Origin of the sequence: Bacillus sp. RSS_NA_20 (assembly GCF_020165915.1) — a bacterium.
Taxonomy (GTDB): domain Bacteria; phylum Bacillota; class Bacilli; order Bacillales; family Bacillaceae; genus Bacillus; species Bacillus altitudinis.
Map to the genome: position 1 here is coordinate 783,554 of NZ_JAIUKW010000003.1, position 21,187 is coordinate 804,740.

Consider the following 21,187-nt stretch of genomic DNA (forward strand, 5'->3'; position numbering starts at 1 on the left):
ATTAAAATAGACGGAATAACAGAAAAGGAGCCCACCCCGAATAAAACGGAGGGACTCCCATTTTGATTCGGTAACCTGCCGACCATAGTAAAAAAGCAACTTTTACCTTAGGACATGGCTTTGCGTCTCTATGTTTCCATAGATTTGCCTTTTTCTTCTTTTCTTTTAGATATTTTCTATTTACGTCCACTTTATATGAAATTATTGTTTTTTTCACCGAAAAATGGGTGTAAAGATTCATGCGTTATGCCGAAGGGATCACATCATAATTTACGATATTTACCGAAAATAACTAATAATAGTTGCGTTCCACCGAAAATAAATGACCAATTACCGCAAAAATTTCATGTTTTTCCTTAAATTTTGCAAATATGACCGAAAATGTAGGAGAGAGGTCTCCTATCACGCCTCGCATTTTCTTAAACCTTAAGAACTACATTCCATAAAACTTTGAATATTTTTACCATAAAAAACAATACAAAAAGAGCTGTCATTTCAAATGACAGCTCCTTGTTTCTTCATTATATTTACATCACCTTAGACAGACCAATCGTTTTCTCAATAATGAGCAACGCAATGATAGAAATGATAATAAATATGACAGATATCGCATTGACACTCGGATCAAAAGTTTGCTCAATGTAATTAAACGTCCTCACGGGAATCGTAATGGTTTGAGGTGAAGAAACGAACAAACTAATCGAGATTTCACCAAATGATGTCACAGCAGAAAACACCCCACCTGCGATAATGCCAGGCTTGATCAAGGGCAGTGTCACACGAAAGAAAGTACGTATGGGCCCTGCACCAAGATTCATGGAAGCTAGCTCAAGACGTGGATCAAGATTTGAAACACTGACACCCACGGTTCGTACCACATAAGGAAAACCAATGATGACATGCCCAATGACTAATGCCCACAAAGACCCTGTAAAACCCATAGCCGTAAACAAATACAGCATCGCAATCCCTAATACCACCTGAGGAATCATAAGAGGTGACAAAATAAAGGCTTGAACAGCTTCCTTTCCCTTAAAGGAAAGCCTTGCTAAAGCATAAGAAGCCATCGTTCCTAAAAGAACAGTAAGCGGCGTCACAATCAATAACAGAATCACGCTGATACGCAAAGATTCCATCCATTCTGGATTCGACACGACCTCATGAAACCAGCGAACGGAAAACGAAGTCGGCGGGAATTCAGGAAAGGCATTCGGACTAAAAGCAGAAAGAACAATGACAAGAACAGGTACGGTTAAAAAGAGATAAACGAGTGAGCCTGCGGTCCATATCAGAACCGAAAGCAAACGGTCACTTATTGATTTTTTACGCATGCATCCTCGCCTCCCAACGCTTCAATAGATAGCTTAATAGACTGACGACCGCTAGCACACAAATCAATAAAGTAAAGGACATCGCAGCGGCAAGAGGCAAATTATACACCTGCATGACCTGCTGATAAATGGACAGTGGCAAGAGCGGCTGCATCCGTCCGCCGACTAGCAGAGGGGTAATATAGCTTCCTGCTGCAAGTGAGAAGACAATAATTGCTCCGGTGATCATGCCTGGAATCGTAAGCGGCAAGGTCACATGAAAAAATGTTCGAATACGACCAGCACCAAGACTCATAGAAGCCGGTCTTAAGTGACGGTCCATATCAGTTAAGCTCGTTGCAATAGGCAGCACTGCAAAAGGCAGCAGCACTTGAACATAAGCAATAATGACCGCATTCATATTCCACAGCATCGATAACGGTTTCTCAATCAGATGTAAATCGATCAACATGCCATTGATCAAGCCATTTTGCGAAAGAAGAACGATCCATGCAAATGTCCGAATGACGACACTCGTCAAAAGCGGCGATACAAGTAAGATATAGAAAAAAGCCCGCAACCTTGGGTGAGGCGCTTTCACTAGCACATAAGCTGCAGGATATGCCATCAATAAACAAATCACCGTTGTCTGTAAGGCCACCCACACAGTACTTCCAATTGCTTTCACATATGCATCTGTCGTAAATACATGTAAATATTGAGACAAACTATAGGATTGTAACGTATTCATCATCGAATCCACATCACGAAAACTGAGGACAAACATCATCACAAGCGGAGCAAGAAGGAATACAACTAGAAACAAACAAGCTGGCAGCAGCATAAACCAATGAAAGCGCTGATTCTTTTTTTTGATTCGCATCACGCATGCACCTTCGAATCTAAGAACACAATATCTTCAGGCTGCCAATGAATATGCACAGTTTCTCCAACTTGAGGCAGCTCGGGAAACGCTGCGTCTGATGCATGGACAATGATTTCACCTTGATTAAGCCCAACGACCAAACGTAAAGAGTGCCCAATATAACTGACATCTGCCAACACGCCTGTGACATGATTTGGCTGAACTTCCTCCCCGCCAGAAGATAACTTGATTCTCTCAGGACGCAGCATGAGTAAATGCTTCTCGCTCTTCTCTTTAAATGCGGCTTTTAGCTGAACTTGCTTCCCGTTTGATTGAATGAAATGTGGAACAGTGTATGTGGAAGTAACTTCATCATACTTCGCTTCAAATAGATTGACCTGTCCGATAAATTCAGCAACAAAACGATTATTTGGCTGACGATATACTTCTAAAGGTGTCCCAATCTGCTGAATTTTCCCCTCACCTAATATCCCAATTCGGTCGGAAAGACTTAAGGCTTCCTCCTGATCATGCGTCACAAGAATAGTCGTAATTCCGACATTCCGTTGAATATTTCGCAGCTCCGTCTGCATATTTTTTCTTAGCTTTGCATCTAGGTTACTAAGTGGTTCATCCAGAAGGAGAACGGCAGGCTGGATAGCAAGTGCACGTGCAATTGCGACCCGTTGCTGCTGACCACCACTTAATTGGTGCGGCATACGTTTGGCAAATGACTCTAATTGAACAAGAGACAAACTCTCCATCACCTTTTGCTTGATTTCCGCCTTCTTTTTCTTTTGAACCTTCAACCCATATGCAACATTATCAAATACGGTGAGATGTGGGAAAAGTGCATAGCTTTGAAAGACCATCCCCGTTTTCCTTTGATAAGGAGGTAAAGTCGTCACATCATGATCACCAATATAGACGACTCCTTTTGTCGGTTCTAAAAAACCGCCAATGATATTGAGTAAAGTTGATTTTCCGCAGCCACTAGGGCCAAGAAGGGAGAAAAACTCTCCCTCTTTTACCGTAAGACTGACATCATCAAGAGCAATCTGTTCGCCGAAATGCTGGCTGATATGTTCTAAATTGATTCCACTCATGCGATCACCTATTTTCCTCCGCCTAATACTTCATTCCATCGATTCGTCCATTGACCGAGCTCTGAAGTCGCTGTTTCATAATCTACCCAAGTCAGCTTGCTATAATAATTTTCGCCAACCTTCACTTTCCCTTTAATCTTGTCTCCGTATTTCACATCAGAATTCGACATACCGTAGTAAGATTTTTCTGAGAAGGCTTCTTGAGCTTCTTTCCCACTAAGGTAGTTTAATAGCTTATAAGCCGCTTCCTCATGCTGACTTCCCTTTGTTAACGCCCAGCTCGCAACTGCTGCCACAGCGCCTTCTTTCGGATATGAGAATCCAATATCCATCCCTTCTTCTTCAAGTGCAAATGCTCGGCCATCCCAATATGGAACTGCCGTCACGTCACCACGTTCTAACAGCGTTTGAATAGACCCTGGGTTATCAGGAAAAGCAGCTACACGCCCTTTTAATTGTGCGAGGCTTTTAAATGCTTTATCAATATCCTTAGGATTTGATTCTGTCCCTCCTTGAGCATGGACAAGTGCAGAGAAAAATTGTAAGCCCGCTGAATAAGTTGGGGAAGAAATCGCCACTTTCCCTTTCAGCTGATCGCTCCACAAATCTGTCCAGCTGTTTGGCTCCTGTTTGACAAGATCTTTTCTATAAGCAATTCCAAGCTGTCCCATACTAAAGCCTGCTGCATATTGTTTTCCATCAACAGTGAGTTTCTTTTGAACAGAACGATAAAGCTTTTTCACATTTGGCGCTTGATCTTCATCAATAGGCGCAAGAACGTTTGCCGCAATACCTCTTTGAATCGTATCAGGCTGTAAAATAAGCAAATCATACGGTGGATTTTTACCATTAGATGCTTTTAATTTTGTAAACCATTCAGAATCTGCCCCAGAGACCGTTTGTACTTTAATGCCTGTATCCTTTTCAAACTTTTCGAGGATTGGCTTAATATTCTTTTCCCAATCCCCTCCGTAGACACCAACGATCACAGTCTGCTGCTGTTTACTTTGGTCCTGCCCATTTCCACCGCATGCAGACAGCAGTAACATGACGGATAGGACACCTGCAAATATGGCGATTACTCTTCTTTTCATGATTCATTTCCCCCTTTTTGTTGATTCAACTGACGAAGTGCTTGAATAATATCCATCTTTGTTAACGGTTCCTGTCTATGACTAAAATGAGAATGAACCGCATGTTTATAGTGCGTACGCTCATTTGCTGGGTATGAACGAAGCTGCACAGCAAGCTCACTGCTGGCTTCGTCCGTCCACACTTTCTCATAAGCTGCTCTTTGTTTTCCAAAATCCCAAGCGACAGCATCAGCATCATTCATCTTTTCACGAAGCCTGCTCGTCTGCTCGTCATCAATTTTCCATTCATTATGATCTCGATAGACTTTGACGCCATATTGCTGAAGTGCTCTTTCTTCACTTAATAGCCCTGCTTCCACTTCATGAAGGACTTTTTCTTTCGTTCTAGCAAATGGATTCCCCCATCCTCCTCCACTTGGTGAAACCAATTGAACAATATCGCCTTTTTCAAGACGCATGACATCAATTTTCGGCTGGTTTTTTGTCTCCCCATTTGGTTTGGTCAATTTCACCTCACCAACTGCTCCTGCACGTCCACCCATTAACCCCCAAGGTTGAAACTTCATTCGTTCCATTCCTCGTGCCGTCACCATCGATTCTGGCTTGATCATTTCAAATTCTAAACCAATCGCATGTCCCCCTCTATGTTCCCCTGCTCCACCTGTGTTCGGCAGCAGTTCATATCGGTGTACATGAATATCAATATGCTGTTCCAAGCTCTCAATGGGTGTATTTTTTAAAAATCCTGACGAATGATCAATTCCATCGACTCCATCAGTCCCTTTTTGAGCACCGCCGCCTCCGCCTAACGGTTCGACCACAGACATTTTTCTGCCTCCTGTTTGATCATCAGGAACAGAGAGAACGACGATAGCGGATTGACCTGCACCTGCCGCCGGCACTGCTTCAGGCAACAGCTTACCAATAGCACCTAGCACGACATTATACAGTCTCATTGTAATGGAATGCCGAATACCGACAGAAGCCGGATATTCTGGATGGACAAGCGTTCCTTTAGGTGAAATCACGTCTATCGGATACGTAATCCCACCATTAATCGGAATAAAAGGATCTTTACTAATGATGTAATTAATCAATCCTTGATATAAGAAGGAGTGCTTTTGACCATTGGTGACAAGATTAAAAGCTGTCTTAACTTGCGGGTCACACTCAGAGAAGTCCAGTGTCAGCTGTTTCCCTTTGACCGTCAGCTTGATCTTTAATCGGATCGGCACATCCGAAATCATATCATCATCCAAATAATCAGCGAATTCACTCGTTCCATCAGGAATGGCTTCAATTACTTTTCCGGCGCGATCCTCTGCTTGCTTCAGCAGATCAATCATTCCTTGCTTCACTTCGTTTTTTCCAAATTTCTCGATCATTTCTTTTAGTCTGATTTCTGCTGTATTAACAGCGGCAATCATCGCATTAATATCGCCATCATTTAAATGACTCGCCCGGCTATTAGCTCTTAAAAAGGTACGAACAACCTGATTCTCTTTTCCACCTTCATAGATTTTCACTGGTGGAATTCTTAATCCTTCCTGATGAACATCTGTTGCAGTTGGAGAAATGCTTGAAGGGACAAGACCTCCCACATCACTTACATGAACAAAAGACCAGGCATAACTGACAATTTCATCTTCTATAAAAATAGGTTTGATGATATGAACATCTGGCAAATGAGTCGCTAAACCGTCTGTCGTATAAGGATCATTTGTGATGATAATGTCACCCGGCTGCATCGGTCCGCTTTCTTCAATCGCTTTTTTGAGACTCAGCCCTAAAAAGATCGTGACACCGACTGTTTTTGGGTAAACAAAGAAATCTCCAGAAGGCGTGGCTAATGCTGTGGCAAAATCCGCCGATTCTTTTACGAATGTTGTAAAGGATGTCCGCTCAATGACATGTCCCATGCCTGATGCAATCGCATTAAAATAACTCCTCATCATCTCAAGCTTTGCTGGATCAGTTCCCATGTAAAGCCGCCTCCCTTGAAATCACCAAGTTTCCTGAATGGTCTATGCTGCCTGCCCATTTTGGCAAAATCAATGTTGTCGTATCATCTTGCTCAATGATGGCAGGTCCTTTCACAACAGCACCTAATGACAAAGTACTCCGATTGTAAACAGATGCTTCGTACTCTTTTTCTTCTATAAAGATTCGTCTGTATGATTGTGGTATTAAAGGCTGTCCGCTGCTTTCATCACCAAGAGAGAAAGGCAGTGGAGGCGTTTCCCCTATAACCCGAACTCGCAAATGAGTAAATTCAATGTTCGCCTGATCATCTCTATGGCCATATTGACGCTCATGCAGGTTGTGGAAAGCTTCAATCAGGTGATAGACGTCTTGTTCCTGCTTTAGCCAATCCACTGATAATGGCAATTCAATCTCAAATGCCTGTCCTTGATAGCGGGCATCTGCTAATAACAAAATGGACGTTTGTTTGATATGTTGAATGTTTTGCTGGCTGAACCAATCCGTTGCTTTGCGAGAAAGCATTTCATAATCTTGTTTTAATTCGTCAATCGTATAGTCTTGTAAGCAGATTTTCTTAGACAACACAGCATCATGGATAAAATCGGCTGTAAGTGCACCTAGCGCACATAATGTTCCTGGACTTGGAGGGACGACCACATTTTTTGCATGAATTTCTCTCGCAAGGAAATTCGCAACAACAGGCCCTGCCCCGCCAAATGCCAACAAACTAAAATCTCTAGGATCAAACCCTTGCTGCTCCATGACATTGCTTAGTTCTGTGTACATATTGGCAACAGCCACTTGAATCAACTGGTCAGCCGCCTGTTCGACCGTTTTATGAAGCTGATCAGCAATTGGCTGAAAGGCTATTTCCGCTGCAGACCGCTGCAATTGTAAATGTCCTCCGGCAAACCGATCTTGATTGAGGTAACCGCATATGAGAAATGCATCGGTTAAAGCAGCCTTTTTTCCCTTTCCATACGAAGCAGGTCCAGGCTGCGAGCCAACTGATTCCGGTCCTGCTTTAAGAAGCCCGCCTTGATCAAGCCATGCGACAGAACCTCCGCCAGCCCCTATCGAATACATTGCAACAGATGGAAGAATGATCGGAAATCCTGAAAGCTGATTTGATTGAGCCATTGTAGGCTGCCCATTTTGAATGATCGAGATATCTGCACTTGTGCCACCAACATCAAACGTAATTAAATTGGGTTCATTTGCAGAAGTTGCAATTCTCGCCGCACCAATTACACCAGCTGCCGGGCCAGAAAAAAGTGTTTTAACGGGTGAAGTGGCTGCACTTTCTGCATCCATTAAACCACCATTTGATTGGGTAATGTATGGAGAAATTGGTACACCTTCTTCTTTCAAGCGGCTTTTCAATGTTTGTAAATATTGTTTGACCTTTGGTTGAATGTACAAATTGACAACAGACATCACTGTCCGCTCATATTCCCTCATTTGGGGCCATAACTCAGAAGACGTCAGGACTTCTAACTGTGGGTAATGATGATGAATATAGGCTTTTGCCTGTAATTCATGAACTGGATTCTGATAACTATGTAAAAAAGAAATGACAATGCCTGCTAGTTTTTTAGACATGACCTGCTGGACAGCATCATCTAATTGCTGCAGTTGGAGAGGTTTTTTGATCGAACCATCATGTATGAGCCTTTCAGAGATTGGATATACATGTTTTCGTGGTATCAATGGTTCTGGCAATTGAGAATTGAAGTCATAAGGGATGGGTAGACGTAAACGCTGTAATGACAAAATGTCTTGAAAACCTTCTGTTACAAAAAGGGCTAAATCTGCTCCCTTTCTCTGCAATAATGTATTAAGACCGATTGTCATCCCGTGTACGAGATATTGTATTTTGGATAAATCGACACCTCTTTCTTTTAGAAGTTTCAGCCCATTGATAATTCCTTGAGCTGGGTCATCTGTCACTGTAGGTGTCTTGAGTTCAGTCAGCTCCCCTGTCGCTTCATTCATCAGCGATAAATCAGTAAATGTTCCACCTATGTCTATTCCGAGCCGATAAGAGACATCCGCCATTTGTACTTCCCTCCTGCAATGTAATTGGAATCATATTTTGATAAATTACGACATTTTTTGATATTTGACTCCATATTATTAAAGCATATCGGTCTAGTCAATTTTATTTTTTTGAAATTTCTGTGTGTTAAAATCTTGAAATTAGCCTAAAAACCAATCATAAAGCCATTTTGCATCAGCATATATGTTTTTTGAGCAGCAAAATTAAATTTTTATGAGTTTGTACAACGAGGAAAAGATCATAAACAGGTAAAAAACGTTTTTCAAACTTTAAAAGACGTTTTTTCAAAACGAGGAGAAATTGGTAAGTAATTCTGCTATACTTCTGTTTACAAAATACGCTAAAGAGAAAGAGAGCTAGCATCTATGAAACTTCTTAAAACCATTCTCTTGCTTTTATTGATTGTCATTGGTATAGCGACAGGCTATGTCCAACTAGGGCAACATAAACAAGAGACGACAAACTCTTCTTATGACAAAACCATTCACTTTCCATCAGATCGATATCCAGAAACCGCGAAGCACATAGAAGAAGCTATTGACGAAGGTCATTCTTCCATTTGCACCATTGATCGAAAAAATAGTGATGAGCAAAGAGACAAATCACTTCATGGCATTCCAACAAAGCGTGGTTATGATCGTGATGAATGGCCAATGGCGATGTGTAAAGAAGGTGGAGCAGGGGCTTCTGTCAAATATGTACGTCCTTCGGATAATAGGGGGGCAGGCTCTTGGGTAAGTCATCAATTATCAGATGATCCTGATGGCACAAGAATCCAATTTATTATCGAGTAGCACTATCTTTCCTTTTTTCACAACAAAAATTTCTGTGTAAGTGCATTCACGTATATCAAACATTTTTTTCATGCCGATAATCTTTAAGGAGGGATACCCTACCTTATACCTAAAGGAGTAAAAAGCATGAAGAAAAAAGGAAAACTGAGGCTTGGCGCCAAAATAATGCTGATCTTTTTAAGTGTCCTCATCGTATTTTCAGCAGTGGTTGGTTATGTAGTGAACCGCGAAATGACAGAGAACATTAAGCAAATGGCCACCGAAAAAGCAAAAGGCGATCTAAAGCTAGGATACGCTTACCTAACTGAAAAGGTTGCTGGCTCGTGGCAGATAAAAGATGGCAAGCTTTACAAAGGAAATACTCAAATCAATAACCATGACACATTGGTTGATCAATTAGCCGAATATACTGGTGATACAATCACGATTTTCCAAGGAAATACCCGTGTTGCCACAAATGTCATGTTAAACGGGAAACGAGCTGTAGGAACCGAAGTCTCACCTGAAGTAAAGGCCGCTGTTTTGGATAAAGGCGAGAATTATTACGGAACAGCCAATGTTGCCGGGAAAGACTACCAAACGGCTTATATGCCCATCAAAAATGATACAGGGGAAACGATTGGTATTTTCTATACCGGTGCAAATCAAAGCATGATTTCACAAATGCTTCAGTCTTTCTTTATTCAATTTGTCACGGTTCTACTGCTAAGTTTAATTGTTTCTGTTATCATTATTTCTATTTTCACAAAGCGGATTCAGACACGTCTCAAACATATGGCATCTGCTATTAAGAGTGCAGGCGAAGGAAATTTAACCATCAACGTGACAGATCACACAGGCGATGAACTTTCTGAGCTGGCAGGTCACTTTAATAAGATGCGTGAGAAATTAAATCAAACCATTTTAAATGTGATCAAAACATCTGAATTAGTAGCCACCTCTTCTGAGGAGCTGTCAGCTAGCGCAGAAGAAACGAGTGCAGCATCAGAAAAAATTACCCATACCATTCAAGAAGTCGCTCAATCGTCTGAACAGCAATCAGCCCAAATGACAGCTAGTGAGCACACGATGAGACAAGTATCTAACGAGCTGGTAAACATCACTGAAAATGCGGGACAAATGGCAACAAGTAGCCAGTCCGCACAAGAAATGGCCCAAAAAGGTGTACAAAATATCGGTGAAGTCAATTCACAAATGACATCTATTGCAAAATCAATTGAAGAGAATGGTACAGCAATTCAAGCACTGGAAACACGTTCAGCCGAGATTGATCAAATTTCCAAAGTGATTACAGATATCGCTAACCAAACAAATCTACTTGCTCTTAATGCGGCCATTGAGGCAGCACGCGCAGGTGAACATGGAAAAGGTTTTGCCGTTGTGGCAGACGAAGTGAGGAAGCTCGCAGAAGAATCGCAAACATCATCCAACATGATTTCACATCTCATTTCCGAAATACAAAAAGAGATGAATCATTCGACGAGTGCCATTAAACGAGTACGAGAGGAAGCGGCTCAAGGGGCTGTTCTTATTTCTCATACAGAGGATTCATTTATTGACATTCAGCAGTCAATGAAGGAAATGGCAGATGGCATTAAACATTTATCAGATGCATCCAAAAAAATCGCAGCTTATACAAATGATGCGAAGCAGACCTTTGCCTCTATCACAGAAGGCGTTAAACTGGCGAGTGAACATTCACAACAAGTAGCAGGTTTAACAGAAGAACAATTTGCAGCAATGGAAGAAGTAACAGCTTCATCAGAGGCTCTTGCCCATTTAGCAGGAGACCTAAAAGAAATGGTTTCACAATTTCACATCTAGATCCCTCAAACAGTAGCGCAAGACGGCGACAATCGTCTTGCTGCCTAACATTCTCTTCAATTATCTTACTTTCAAACATTCACTTTTCAACATGATCGCGAGCTGGACAAATTTTATGAATAAAGGAGTTATCTATATGAATGATTTAAATCAAACGTATCCCCTATCTATCTCCTATCACCAAATCACCGTATACACTGGAAGCACGACGCCACCTGTGATTGATTGGACAGATGACGATATTCTTCAAGGATTCGCAACTGGGGATCGAGGTATTTCTTTTGAAGGTATCAATAACGGAAAGGCTTCTATTATCGTGACATTAAACAGCCATGAGCCTCCATCATCCGTTGATAGAGTCATCACAGTGCCATTTACTCATTCAAGTGATCAGGTTTATCTGACAAGTGTCATGGCACAGGTACTGTCTTTCTCCATTCCAAAAGGAGACTATCAGCTCACCTGCTATATATCTGAGCACCCTGATCAAGATCTCTATTATTTTGATTTTCAGACTGCTTAGATCACGCCTGGTCGTACTGCTCAAGCCATTTTTCTGCAAAATCGACTGATTCTCTCATCGGCAATAAATACGAATTGGCTAGCCCGATTTGACTGTGGTTATAACTACATTCTGATTGTAAAAAGTCACGACCAATCTGTTCAAATAGTTCTTCTCTTGTGATGATATCTTGATACTCTTTCCACACCCTCCAACCATCCTCTAAAATGGGGGCCCCTCGTGTCATGAGGTCTTGCTGTGAGATTCGATATTCAGCTAAGTGAAAAGCTGTAACACTCTCGAATGACGTGCCAATTAGCAGCACTTTTGCATCAAGATCGTACATACGTCCAAGAGGTGAATTTTCTCCTAAACCATAAGGAAGCGCATGGTGGTTCAACACTTCATGTTTCCTTTTCCCCCAGGCGGTGAATGAGAAATGAGGATGATTGCTTCTTTCTACGCCTGGGTATTTCCAAAAGGTCTCCGCTACCTTTCCCATTGCTGTTGGAGCTGTGTAAGCCGGATCAAATGCAGGCATCGTGTCTTTGATCGGTTTCCACCAAGAATAAGGAACAGGCGGATTGATCCAATCAGCAGGATCAGACAGCTCTAATGTTTGTGCCGGCATAATCAGTGTTCCTTCATCTGTTAAAATATCCATCATAGCTTGTATAACGGCTATAGCTCCTCCATTCACCCAACCAATAGATGACAAGGATGAGTGGACACATAAGATCATGCCCTTCCTTACACCAAGTTGAACCAAATCCGCTTTGATTCTTTCCTTTGTGATCGGTTCAGCCTGATGTTTAATTAATCTTTTCATCGGTTATTTCCTCCTGCGCCTCATCTATTCTTGATGAGTGAGACGTTTCACAGCGATAGACAATTTATAATTTGCATGCTTTGTTAGCTCCGTTAAAAATTGATCAAGCTCATCATGACTGGAGAAATGTCCTTCAGCCATATAACAGCCCTCTCCACTTATTTTAAACAGGTTTTTGATTTCTTCCTTTTGATGGAGAAACGATAAAAGCGGTTCATGATCATAACTTCGGGTAAAGAGCTGCAAAAATGTTTGGATGTTCTGCTGTGTCCGCCAGTTAATTGAAATGGTATAGGCTTCAATAATCCCCTCTTCCTCAAGCTTTAAAACTCTATTTTTAGCAGCTTGACCGGTTAAATGGACTTTTTCACCAAGTGCTTTCATCGTCAATCGGCTATTCTTTGAGAGTTCTTTTAATATATCCATATCTGTTTTGTCTAGCATTAGCTCACCTCTTTCAAAAATCAAGTCGTTCCGCTGAAAGACTTTCATGATCCTCTGTCACATGAGGCTCTTTTAATATACTGTAAACTTAATGAGAAAAAAAGGAGGCCTTCTAATGAAAATAACACTCATTCGTAATGCTACTTTATACCTTCAATATGGTCCGTCAACATTTTTAATCGATCCCTTTTTATCAGCAAAAGGAACCTATCCACCGTTCCCGCATACTGCCAATCAACATGTAAACAATCCAATTGTTGAGCTGCCTGCAAACATTGATTTGGACAAGATATTACAGCCGGATGCTGTCCTGCTCACTCATTTACATGTAGATCACTTTGACGACGAGGCAAAAAAGAGGTTAGCGCAAACTTTGCCGATCTATACTCAATCAGAGAAAGATCGCACGGAAGTAAAAGAAGCTGGATTTCAGCATGTCACATGCATTGAAGATGAAATGGATGTTTGCGGTGTTCATATGAAACGAACTGGCGGGCAGCACGGGACAGGAGAAACCGCTAAACGGATGGGACAAGTGAGCGGTTTTGTTTTCTCTCATCCTGATGAGCCTACTCTTTATATTGCAGGAGATACCATTTGGTGTGATGAGCCGAAAGAGGTTGTGAATACATGCCAGCCAGATATTATTGTGGTCAATAGTGGGGCTGCCCAATTTTTAGAGGGAGACCCAATTACGATGACAAAGGAAGAGATTGTAGACATTCACCATACTCAACCACAAGCTCAAATCATCGCCTGTCACCTTGAAGCCGTGAATCATTGTTTATTAACAAGAGCGGCATTAACATCTTACATTCAAGAGAATCATGCAGATCAGGCCATTTTTGTCCCTCAAGATGGTGAGACGCTGACCTTTTAACACATAAACAATAAAAACCGGCACCTTGCTGCCGGTTTTCTTGAACTTATGGTCGATGGTGCTGTGGTTTTTTTAGTAATGGAACAAACCCGTTATTTTTTAAGTGATTGTAATGTTCATCCATTCGTTTTGTGATGTGCGTACCTTGTTCCTTCGTTAACACACCATACTGAACGTATTTTTCGATCACTTCTTTTCGTTTAGACAAAATTTGCTGTTCAAGTACTTCAATTTGTTTTTGTTGCTCTGTCGTTAATTTTACTTGATGCGTGACGGGGCGCTTTTCCATTTGGGGTGTTTCTCCATGAGCCGTATTCACTTGAAAACCAAATAATATCACCATCGTTAGTATGATCAAACCACTTGTTTTTTTCATCTCTGTCGTTCCCTCCTTTATTCGATTTTAACTTGCGCATCCTTTCCTTTTTTATACATTATTCACGCCATCAAATTGCACATAATATTCTTACTTTTTCGCTTTTCATCTGAAAACGTTGTCCTAACTGAAAAAGCGTGCTATGTTTTGTTTTGTATAAAAAATAGAGGAGGATTCTTAAATGAGTCGTTTTTATCATAGAAAACCTATATTGGTGCTGCTTGTTGTGTCTGCTCTCATGCTTGTCATGTCTGCTTGCAATCAATCAGGCTCATCTCAGTCTGGAGAATCAAAGTGGGATCAGATTCAAAAGAAAGGGAAAATCGTTGTCGCTACTTCAGGCACCTTGTATCCTACGTCTTACCATGATACATCTAACGGCAAGGATCAATTGACTGGCTATGAAGTGGAAGTCGTCAAAGAAGCATTTAAGCGCCTTGACGTAAAAGTAGAATTTAAAGAAATGGGTTATGACGGTATGCTCAGTGCCATTAATTCAGGTCAGGTGGATGCCGCTGCAAACGATATCGACATCACAGATGACAGGAAAGATAAGTTCGCCTTTTCAACACCTTATAAATACTCATATGGAACCGCTATCGTCAGAAAAGATGATCTGTCAGGTATAAAAACGCTAAAGGATTTAAAAGGAAAGAAAGCAGCCGGTGCTGCAACGACTATTTATATGGATGTTGCCCGTAAGTATGGTGCAAAAGAAGTCATCTATGATAATGCCACAAACGAGCAATATTTAAAGGATGTTGCAAACGGCCGTACAGATGTCATTTTAAATGACTACTACTTGCAAACACTGGCGCTTGCTGCATTCCCTAAGCTAAATATTACGATCCATCCAGACTTAAAATACATGCCGAATGAACAAGGGTTTGTGATGAAAAAAGACAATACAGAGCTTCAAAAAGAATTAAATCGTGTATTAAAAGAGATGAAAAAAGACGGAACCATGAAAAAGATTTCGGAGAAATTCTTTAATCATGCTGACGTCTCAAAGAAAATTGATGTTGATGTCGAAGATGTCGACATTTCTAAATAAGGAGCCGCAGCCGTGGGAGATATTCATTTAGAATATATCTTTAATCCTGCACTGGCAAAAGCGTCATTTCCATTTGTGATGAAAGGCATCTGGCTGACGCTGCTCATTTCTTTTGTGAGCATGTTTTTTGGTACGATTCTTGGCTTTTTTATTGCCCTTGCTCGAATGGCAAATACGTGGTTCCTTCGGCTGCCTGCACGGCTGTATATTTCATTCATGCGAGGGGTTCCCATTCTGGTCATTTTGTTTATCCTTTATTTCGGATTCCCTTACATCGGCATTGAATTTACAGCTGTCACTGCTGCTATTATTGGATTCAGCTTCAATAGTGCTGCATACATTGCCGAAATTAACCGGGCGGCTCTCTCCTCTGTTCCAAGTGGTCAAGTGGAAGCCGCCAAATCACTTGGTCTCAGCTATTGGCAAACGATGCGCGGAGTCATTTTGCCTCAATCCGTGCGCATTGCACTGCCGCCCCTGACCAACGTCATGCTTGATTTAATCAAAGCTTCCTCACTAGCGGCAATGATTACTGTGCCCGAACTCTTCCAGCAAGCAAAAATTGTGGGTGGACGAGAATTCGATTATATGACCATGTATATATTGGTTGCCTTGATTTACTGGGGCATATGCAGTGTGGTCTCATTGCTCCAAGACTTTTTGGAAAAACGCTATGCAAAATATCTATAACAACAAAAAGCAGATCCATTGGATCTGCTTTTTAATGTATCAACCATAACCACACATACAACCCCAATAACGTGATGATCAGCGTCGGTATGGTTAGAATGATTCCAGCTTTCATGTATGCCCCCCAAGAAATATGCACACCTTTTTTCTTCAAGACATGAAGCCACAGCAATGTCGCCAATGAACCGATTGGGGTCATTTTCGGACCAAGGTTTGAGCCGATGACGTTGGCATAAATCAGTGCATCTCTCATCACACCTGCTGTATCTGTGTGACCGATGGCAATCGCATCAATTAAAACGGTTGGGAGGTTGTTCATGACAGAAGATAGCACTGCTGCCAGAACCCCCATAAACATCGTTCCCGCAAGTAAACCGTGTGACGCCCCCTGTTCAATCCACGCCGCTAAAATTTCTGTCAGGCCGACATTTTTCAGCCCATACACCACGACATACATGCCGATAGAGAAAAAAACAATCGACCACGGTGCTTCTTTGACGACTCGTTTTGTCGCCACTTGTGGACTCCGTTTCGCCAGCCATAAGAAAGCAATGGCAATGCCTCCTACAATGATTGACACCGGAATGCCTGCCAATTCCCCAGCAAAATATCCAACAAGCAAGCACCCTAACACATACCAAGATAACCGGAACATGCGCAGATCACGAATGGCCGAAGCTGGTTCCTTCGCCTGCGAAACATCGTACGTTTTCGGGATGAGTTTCCGATAAAACACATACAGCACAAGCATACTAGCGCCAAGCGATACAAGGTTTGGGACGAACATGTTTGCTGTATATTCAAGAAAGCCAATATGAAAATAATCGGCTGATACGATATTGACCAAGTTACTAATGACAAATGGCAAAGACGTCGTATCTGCAATAAAGCCGCTTGCCATGACAAATGGCAGGATCATACGCTCATCCAGCTTCAGCGCTCTGACCACAGATAAAACGATTGGGGTTAAGATAAGTGCTGCTCCATCGTTGGCAAAAAAAGCTGCTACCACAGCGCCGAGCAATGTTAAATAAATAAACATGCGGACCCCGTTCCCTCTTGCGGCTTTTGCCATATGAAGTGCCGCCCATTCAAAAAAACCAATCTCATCTAAAATCAATGAAATGATGATAATTCCAATAAATGCAAAGGTGGCGTTCCAAACAATTTGGGTAACTTCCCATACATCGCCCAAATGAACGACCCCAAAAGCAAGAGCAAGAATCGCTCCCCCGCACGCTGACCATCCAATGGTTAAACGTCCTGGCTGCCAAATGACAAGGACGAGGGTCATGATGAAAATTAAAATGGCCAAGGTGACTGATCCCAAAGGTGGCCCTCCTTTCACTTTCCTCATAAAATCTTTATCTATCATACAACGAAATAAGGCAATTGTATGCCATTTTATCATCTCGCATAAAAATCCGCAGGTCATCCTTTGCACCTGCGGAGTCCACGCCTATTGATCTTTTTTCATCAGCATCAATTCAATAAATAACTCACAACGCTGGCTAAAATGACTTAAATCTATAGACGTCATTTCAAAAATTTGTTTCATTCGATAGTTTAGTGTATTTTGATGAATAAACAACTGCTCTGCAGCTGGCTTTAGCTTGCAATTATTCAATAAGTAGACCTCTAAGGTTTTTAAAAATGATGTTTGGCTGTCACGGTCTTTTTCCTTTAAGCGCAACAAATCTGGATTAAAGTCGTTTTTCTTTTTTTGGTGACTGTAAATCGAGTCTAAGAACCGGAAGACCCCCAAATGCTCGTAATCGTATGGAATCAATTCCTGTCCGCCGACAATCTTCACTGCTTTCACGACTTCTATCGCTTCAAATCGACTTGTGCTCATTTTCATGACATCTCGATATTCTCTTCCCATCCCAATATATAAAGGAGATGGGTGTGTATGCGTTTTCGATTGAAGATGGGCGACGACATCCGCAGCGGTCGCTTTTGGTGAGTGGCGATCTGACAAACTGCCTAATATCACGACGATGTCTGCTTGTACAGAGTAGACATGATTGACCTTGTCTTCTAGCTGTAAATAGGTTCTAATCACATCCTTCACATCTTCTGCCGTCTCACTTTTATTATCGGCGGCATGAACAACCATCACAGTAAAGACAGCTGGCAGTGGAATGCTTAAATTCTCAGCTTCCCATTTCAGCTCTTCTTCTGTATAAAAATGATCATCCATGACCTTTTTGAAGAACTCTTCAATCTTGCCTTCCTTTTTCTCCAACTGTTTCTTATTTTTATAAATAACTTTTCCAACTTGAAACGATGCCTCGTGTAAAAATTGCAGCTCCTCTTGAGAGAGAGAATCTTCAATGTCCTGCACCCAAATAAAGCCGACAACCTCTTGTTTGTGCTTGGCGCTCACAGCTACTCGTCGATTAAACCCGAGCTCCTCATGACCATTCACATAAAAAGGATTTGAATCTGTATATAGCTGCTCAATGACCCCTGTTTTTTTTAACCAATCCACCACAGCTCCCGGACATTCCTTTGAGAAAATGGTTTGCTGATTGACTGGGTCGAACTGCTGGATGCTGTAAGAATTATAAGCAAGCAGCTGACATTCAGTACTTTCTAAAATGACTGGTTTTTTTAAATAACCACTAATAAATGCAATTAATTTATCGACATCAAAAAATGTATGAAGCTTTTCTAATATCTCTTCCATCCCGATTGCTCCCTGAATAAGTGATACATTTATCATACTTCTTTCCAGTCATATTTGTATAGAAACAAGTCGTAGACAGGTAAAAAAAGCATGAACTCGCCTGCACGAGTTCATGCTTTTCCATATTAAAACATTTCGCTGATCGTTTTGGCCTGCATGTGCAGAGCAAGATAATCTGGTCCGCCTGCTTTTGAATCAGTTCCTGACATTTTAAAGCCGCCAAATGGGTGGTATCCCACAATCGCTCCCGTACAGTTACGGTTAAAGTAAAGGTTCCCGACATGGAACTCCTGCTTCGCACGGTTGATGTGATCACGATTATTTGTAATGACCGCACCGGTTAACCCGTATTCTGTGTTGTTGGCTACTTCAAGCGCCTCATCAAAGCTTGAGACTTTTGAGAAAGCTAGGACAGGTCCAAAGATTTCTTCTTGCATTAAACGAGATGTTGGCTCTAGATCTGCAAACACGGTTGGATGAATGAAGTACCCTTCTGAATCATCACTTGTTCCGCCAGTGACTAGACGGCCTTCTTGCTTGCCAATCTCGATATATTCTGTGATCTTGTCAAAGGAAGCTTGATCAATGACAGGTCCCATGTACACATCAGCTGATAACGGATTCGCTGTTGTTTTCGTTTCTGTGATTTCCTTCACTCGCTCAACGACTTGGTCATACAGCTTCTCGTGGACGACAGCACGAGATCCAGCTGAACATTTCTGACCTGAAAAACCGAAGGCTGATGTGAAAATGGCGTTAGCCGCTAATTCAACATCTGCATCCTCATCTACAACGACTGTATCCTTACCGCCCATTTCAGCAATGACACGCTTTAAATGCTGTTGTCCTGGCTGTACTTTTGCCGCACGTTCAAAAATACGTGTGCCCACTTCTCTTGATCCAGTGAATGTAATAAGGCTTGTTTTCGGATGATCTACTAAGTAATCTCCTACTTCTGCTCCGCTACCTGGCACGAAGTTGACAACACCTTTCGGAAGACCTGCTTGCTCCAGTTCTTCTACAAAGCGGGCTGCAATGACAGGCGTCGCACTTGCTGGTTTTAAAACAACTGTATTCCCTGTGACGATTGGTGCAACGGTTGTTCCTGCCATGATCGCAAACAAGAAGTTCCATGGTGGAATGACAAGCGTCACGCCAGTTGGTGTGTACACATATTGATTGCGTTCCCCTTCGCGGCTGTTCACCGGTTTGCCTTTCGCAAACTCTAGCATTTGACGGGCATAATACTCTAGGAAGTCAATGGCTTCTGCTGTATCTGCATCCGCTTCATTCCAAGGCTTCCCTGCTTCTTTTACGAGAAGGGCTGAATACTCATGCTTTTTACGGCGAATGCTTGCCGCAGCGCGGAATAAGACGCCGGCTCTTTCTTCCGGAGACGTGTAGCGCCATGTTTCAAACGCTTTTGCCGCAGCTTGAATCGCCTGCTCTGCCTCTTCTTTCCCAGCTTTTGATACGGTACCCACGACTTCTTCCTTCTTCGCCGGATTGATCGAGACAATCTTGTCTGTTGTTTCGATTCTTTCTCCATTAATCACAAGCGGATAGGTTTGCCCAAGTGATTCTGTTACTTTGGCTAATGCTTGTTCAAACGCTTGGCGATTTTCTTCCTGGCTAAAATCCGTGAATGGTTCATGCTTGTAAGGTGTTGTCATCTTTGTCACGCTCCCGTTTCAAATTATTTTCTCGTCATCCCTTTTAAAGCAAATGCAATGTTTGCTGGTCTTTCTGCAAGACGTCTCATGTAGTAGCCATACCACTCTCGTCCATACGGGGTGTAGACCCTCATTTGATAGCCTTCCTTCACGAGTGCTTGCTGCGTTTCTGATCTCATGCCATACAGCATTTGAAATTCAAACTGACTTGTCTGTATATTGTGTTTTTTCACAATATGTTTCGTAAATTCGATCATTTGATCGTCATGTGTCGCAATGGCTGTATAGTTCCCTGAGAGTAATTGCTTTTCGATCAGCTTCTTGTAATTCTGATCGACGTCTTTTTTGTTTGGATACGCCACTTCGGCGGATTCCTTATAGGCACCCTTTACAAGTCTTAAAAATGGCTGCAACTCATTTAGGTCATCAAGATCTTGTTCTGTTCTGTACAAATACGCCTGCAAAACCGTACTGACATACTCATATTGAGATTTCATTTCTTTAAAAATGTCCAGCGTTTTTTGACAGCGCTGTTCATCCTCCATATCAATTGTCACCATAATACGGTGTTTCTCTGCCGTATCTAAAATGCTTTTCATATTGCGATACACAAGGTCATCGTCAATATCTAAGCCAAGCGATGTCATTTTAAGTGACACGTGGGAATTGAGTCCCGCCTCTGCAATTCGCTGAATGGTTTGAATACACTCATTCGTCCGCTCATTTGCAATTTCTGCCTTTGTGACAAACTCACCGAGGTGATCAACCGTTACGGCCATACCTTGATCGTTTAATCGTTTGATGACAGGGATAGCGCTCTCAAAATCCTTCCCACCGATGATTTTCTTTGATGCAACAGCACTTCCCCAATTACGAGCAATATGGTTCAAGAGACTGCTCTTTGACAAAAACAAGAAGAAATTTCTTGTGACCGACTCCATAAAGGGCACCTCCCACTCTTTGTAAGCTATGTCTTTATTGTAAGGCTCATGAGCTGTCCGCTACAATATTT

19 protein-coding genes and 1 riboswitch are annotated in these 21,187 nt (G+C 41.9%); of the genes, 6 read left to right on the forward strand and 13 right to left on the reverse strand.

Going from position 1 to position 21,187, the window contains the following annotated elements; translation table 11 throughout:
* Positions 1-66: 66 nt before the first annotated feature.
* Positions 67-159, reverse strand: a riboswitch (cyclic di-GMP riboswitch).
* A gap of 368 nt (positions 160-527) precedes the next feature.
* Genes LCD32_RS04010 through LCD32_RS04035 form a run of 6 tightly spaced genes read right to left on the reverse strand, consistent with a single transcriptional unit; the run spans position 528 to position 8,416 of the window.
* The gene (locus LCD32_RS04010; RefSeq protein ID WP_008347828.1) at positions 528-1,331 is read right to left on the reverse strand and encodes an ABC transporter permease; all 804 of its coding nucleotides are present in this window, start codon (positions 1,329-1,331) and stop codon (positions 528-530) included.
* The gene (locus LCD32_RS04015; RefSeq protein ID WP_060780751.1) at positions 1,324-2,193 is read right to left on the reverse strand and encodes an ABC transporter permease; all 870 of its coding nucleotides are present in this window, start codon (positions 2,191-2,193) and stop codon (positions 1,324-1,326) included. The genes LCD32_RS04010 and LCD32_RS04015 overlap by 8 nt, the downstream gene beginning before the upstream one ends.
* Positions 2,193-3,281, reverse strand: coding sequence for an ABC transporter ATP-binding protein (locus tag LCD32_RS04020; RefSeq protein ID WP_224562839.1), 1,089 nt, complete (start codon positions 3,279-3,281; stop codon positions 2,193-2,195). Before LCD32_RS04020 ends, LCD32_RS04015 begins: the two co-directional genes overlap by 1 nt.
* An 8-nt stretch (positions 3,282-3,289) precedes the next feature.
* Positions 3,290-4,375, reverse strand: coding sequence for a PotD/PotF family extracellular solute-binding protein (locus tag LCD32_RS04025; RefSeq protein ID WP_017358546.1), 1,086 nt, complete (start codon positions 4,373-4,375; stop codon positions 3,290-3,292).
* Positions 4,372-6,357 carry a hydantoinase B/oxoprolinase family protein gene (locus LCD32_RS04030; protein ID WP_046527170.1) on the reverse strand — a complete coding sequence of 662 codons (1,986 nt, stop codon included), beginning with the start codon at positions 6,355-6,357 and terminating at the stop codon, positions 4,372-4,374. The genes LCD32_RS04025 and LCD32_RS04030 overlap by 4 nt, the downstream gene beginning before the upstream one ends.
* Positions 6,347-8,416 carry a hydantoinase/oxoprolinase family protein gene (locus LCD32_RS04035; RefSeq protein WP_060780749.1) on the reverse strand — a complete coding sequence of 690 codons (2,070 nt, stop codon included), beginning with the start codon at positions 8,414-8,416 and terminating at the stop codon, positions 6,347-6,349. The genes LCD32_RS04030 and LCD32_RS04035 overlap by 11 nt, the downstream gene beginning before the upstream one ends.
* A gap of 366 nt (positions 8,417-8,782) precedes the next feature.
* Here LCD32_RS04035 and LCD32_RS04040 point away from each other — a divergent pair, with 366 nt between their 5' ends.
* From LCD32_RS04040 to LCD32_RS04050, 3 genes are all read left to right on the forward strand, one after another.
* Positions 8,783-9,211 carry a NucA/NucB deoxyribonuclease domain-containing protein gene (locus tag LCD32_RS04040; protein ID WP_007498233.1) on the forward strand — a complete coding sequence of 143 codons (429 nt, stop codon included), beginning with the start codon at positions 8,783-8,785 and terminating at the stop codon, positions 9,209-9,211.
* A 126-nt stretch (positions 9,212-9,337) separates the two neighbouring features.
* On the forward strand, positions 9,338-11,035 hold the full coding sequence (locus LCD32_RS04045; RefSeq protein ID WP_060780748.1) for a methyl-accepting chemotaxis protein: 1,698 nt from the start codon (positions 9,338-9,340) through the stop codon (positions 11,033-11,035).
* 136 nt (positions 11,036-11,171) lie between these two features.
* Positions 11,172-11,558 carry a competence protein ComJ gene (locus LCD32_RS04050; protein ID WP_041091056.1) on the forward strand — a complete coding sequence of 129 codons (387 nt, stop codon included), beginning with the start codon at positions 11,172-11,174 and terminating at the stop codon, positions 11,556-11,558.
* A gap of 1 nt (position 11,559) precedes the next feature.
* Here LCD32_RS04050 and LCD32_RS04055 read toward each other — a convergent pair whose 3' ends face one another.
* Both LCD32_RS04055 and LCD32_RS04060 read right to left on the reverse strand, forming a co-directional pair.
* Positions 11,560-12,366 (reverse strand): aminoglycoside N(3)-acetyltransferase, encoded by an 807-nt coding sequence (locus LCD32_RS04055; protein ID WP_060780747.1) that lies wholly within the window; start codon positions 12,364-12,366, stop codon positions 11,560-11,562.
* A gap of 24 nt (positions 12,367-12,390) precedes the next feature.
* Entirely contained in the window at positions 12,391-12,810 is a 420-nt protein-coding gene (locus LCD32_RS04060; RefSeq protein ID WP_008347846.1) for an Lrp/AsnC family transcriptional regulator, read from the reverse strand.
* A 115-nt stretch (positions 12,811-12,925) separates the two neighbouring features.
* Between LCD32_RS04060 and LCD32_RS04065 the strand changes: the two genes are divergently transcribed.
* Positions 12,926-13,690, forward strand: a complete 765-nt coding sequence (locus tag LCD32_RS04065; RefSeq protein WP_060780746.1) for an MBL fold metallo-hydrolase — start codon at positions 12,926-12,928, stop codon at positions 13,688-13,690.
* Between the two features lie 46 nt (positions 13,691-13,736).
* Here LCD32_RS04065 and LCD32_RS04070 read toward each other — a convergent pair whose 3' ends face one another.
* On the reverse strand, positions 13,737-14,066 hold the full coding sequence (locus LCD32_RS04070; protein WP_007498247.1) for a YckD family protein: 330 nt from the start codon (positions 14,064-14,066) through the stop codon (positions 13,737-13,739).
* 238 nt (positions 14,067-14,304) lie between these two features.
* On the opposite strand from LCD32_RS04070, the gene LCD32_RS04075 reads away from it, so the two are divergent.
* On the forward strand, positions 14,305-15,120 hold the full coding sequence (locus tag LCD32_RS04075) for a transporter substrate-binding domain-containing protein (protein ID WP_370529221.1): 816 nt from the start codon (positions 14,305-14,307) through the stop codon (positions 15,118-15,120).
* 12 nt (positions 15,121-15,132) lie between these two features.
* The gene (locus LCD32_RS04080) at positions 15,133-15,810 is read left to right on the forward strand and encodes an amino acid ABC transporter permease (RefSeq protein ID WP_008347854.1); all 678 of its coding nucleotides are present in this window, start codon (positions 15,133-15,135) and stop codon (positions 15,808-15,810) included.
* Positions 15,811-15,841: 31 nt separating this feature from the next.
* Here the strand turns inward: LCD32_RS04080 and LCD32_RS04085 are convergent, their stop codons facing one another.
* From LCD32_RS04085 to LCD32_RS04100, 4 genes are all read right to left on the reverse strand, one after another.
* Positions 15,842-17,140 carry an arsenic transporter gene (locus tag LCD32_RS04085; protein WP_008342056.1) on the reverse strand — a complete coding sequence of 433 codons (1,299 nt, stop codon included), beginning with the start codon at positions 17,138-17,140 and terminating at the stop codon, positions 15,842-15,844.
* Between the two features lie 129 nt (positions 17,141-17,269).
* The gene (locus LCD32_RS04090) at positions 17,270-18,502 is read right to left on the reverse strand and encodes a PucR family transcriptional regulator (protein WP_017358555.1); all 1,233 of its coding nucleotides are present in this window, start codon (positions 18,500-18,502) and stop codon (positions 17,270-17,272) included.
* Positions 18,503-18,627: 125 nt separating this feature from the next.
* On the reverse strand, positions 18,628-20,175 hold the full coding sequence (pruA, locus tag LCD32_RS04095) for an L-glutamate gamma-semialdehyde dehydrogenase (protein WP_224562853.1): 1,548 nt from the start codon (positions 20,173-20,175) through the stop codon (positions 18,628-18,630).
* Positions 20,176-20,198: 23 nt separating this feature from the next.
* Positions 20,199-21,116 (reverse strand): proline dehydrogenase family protein, encoded by a 918-nt coding sequence (locus LCD32_RS04100; protein WP_024718963.1) that lies wholly within the window; start codon positions 21,114-21,116, stop codon positions 20,199-20,201.
* Positions 21,117-21,187: the final 71 nt, after the last annotated feature.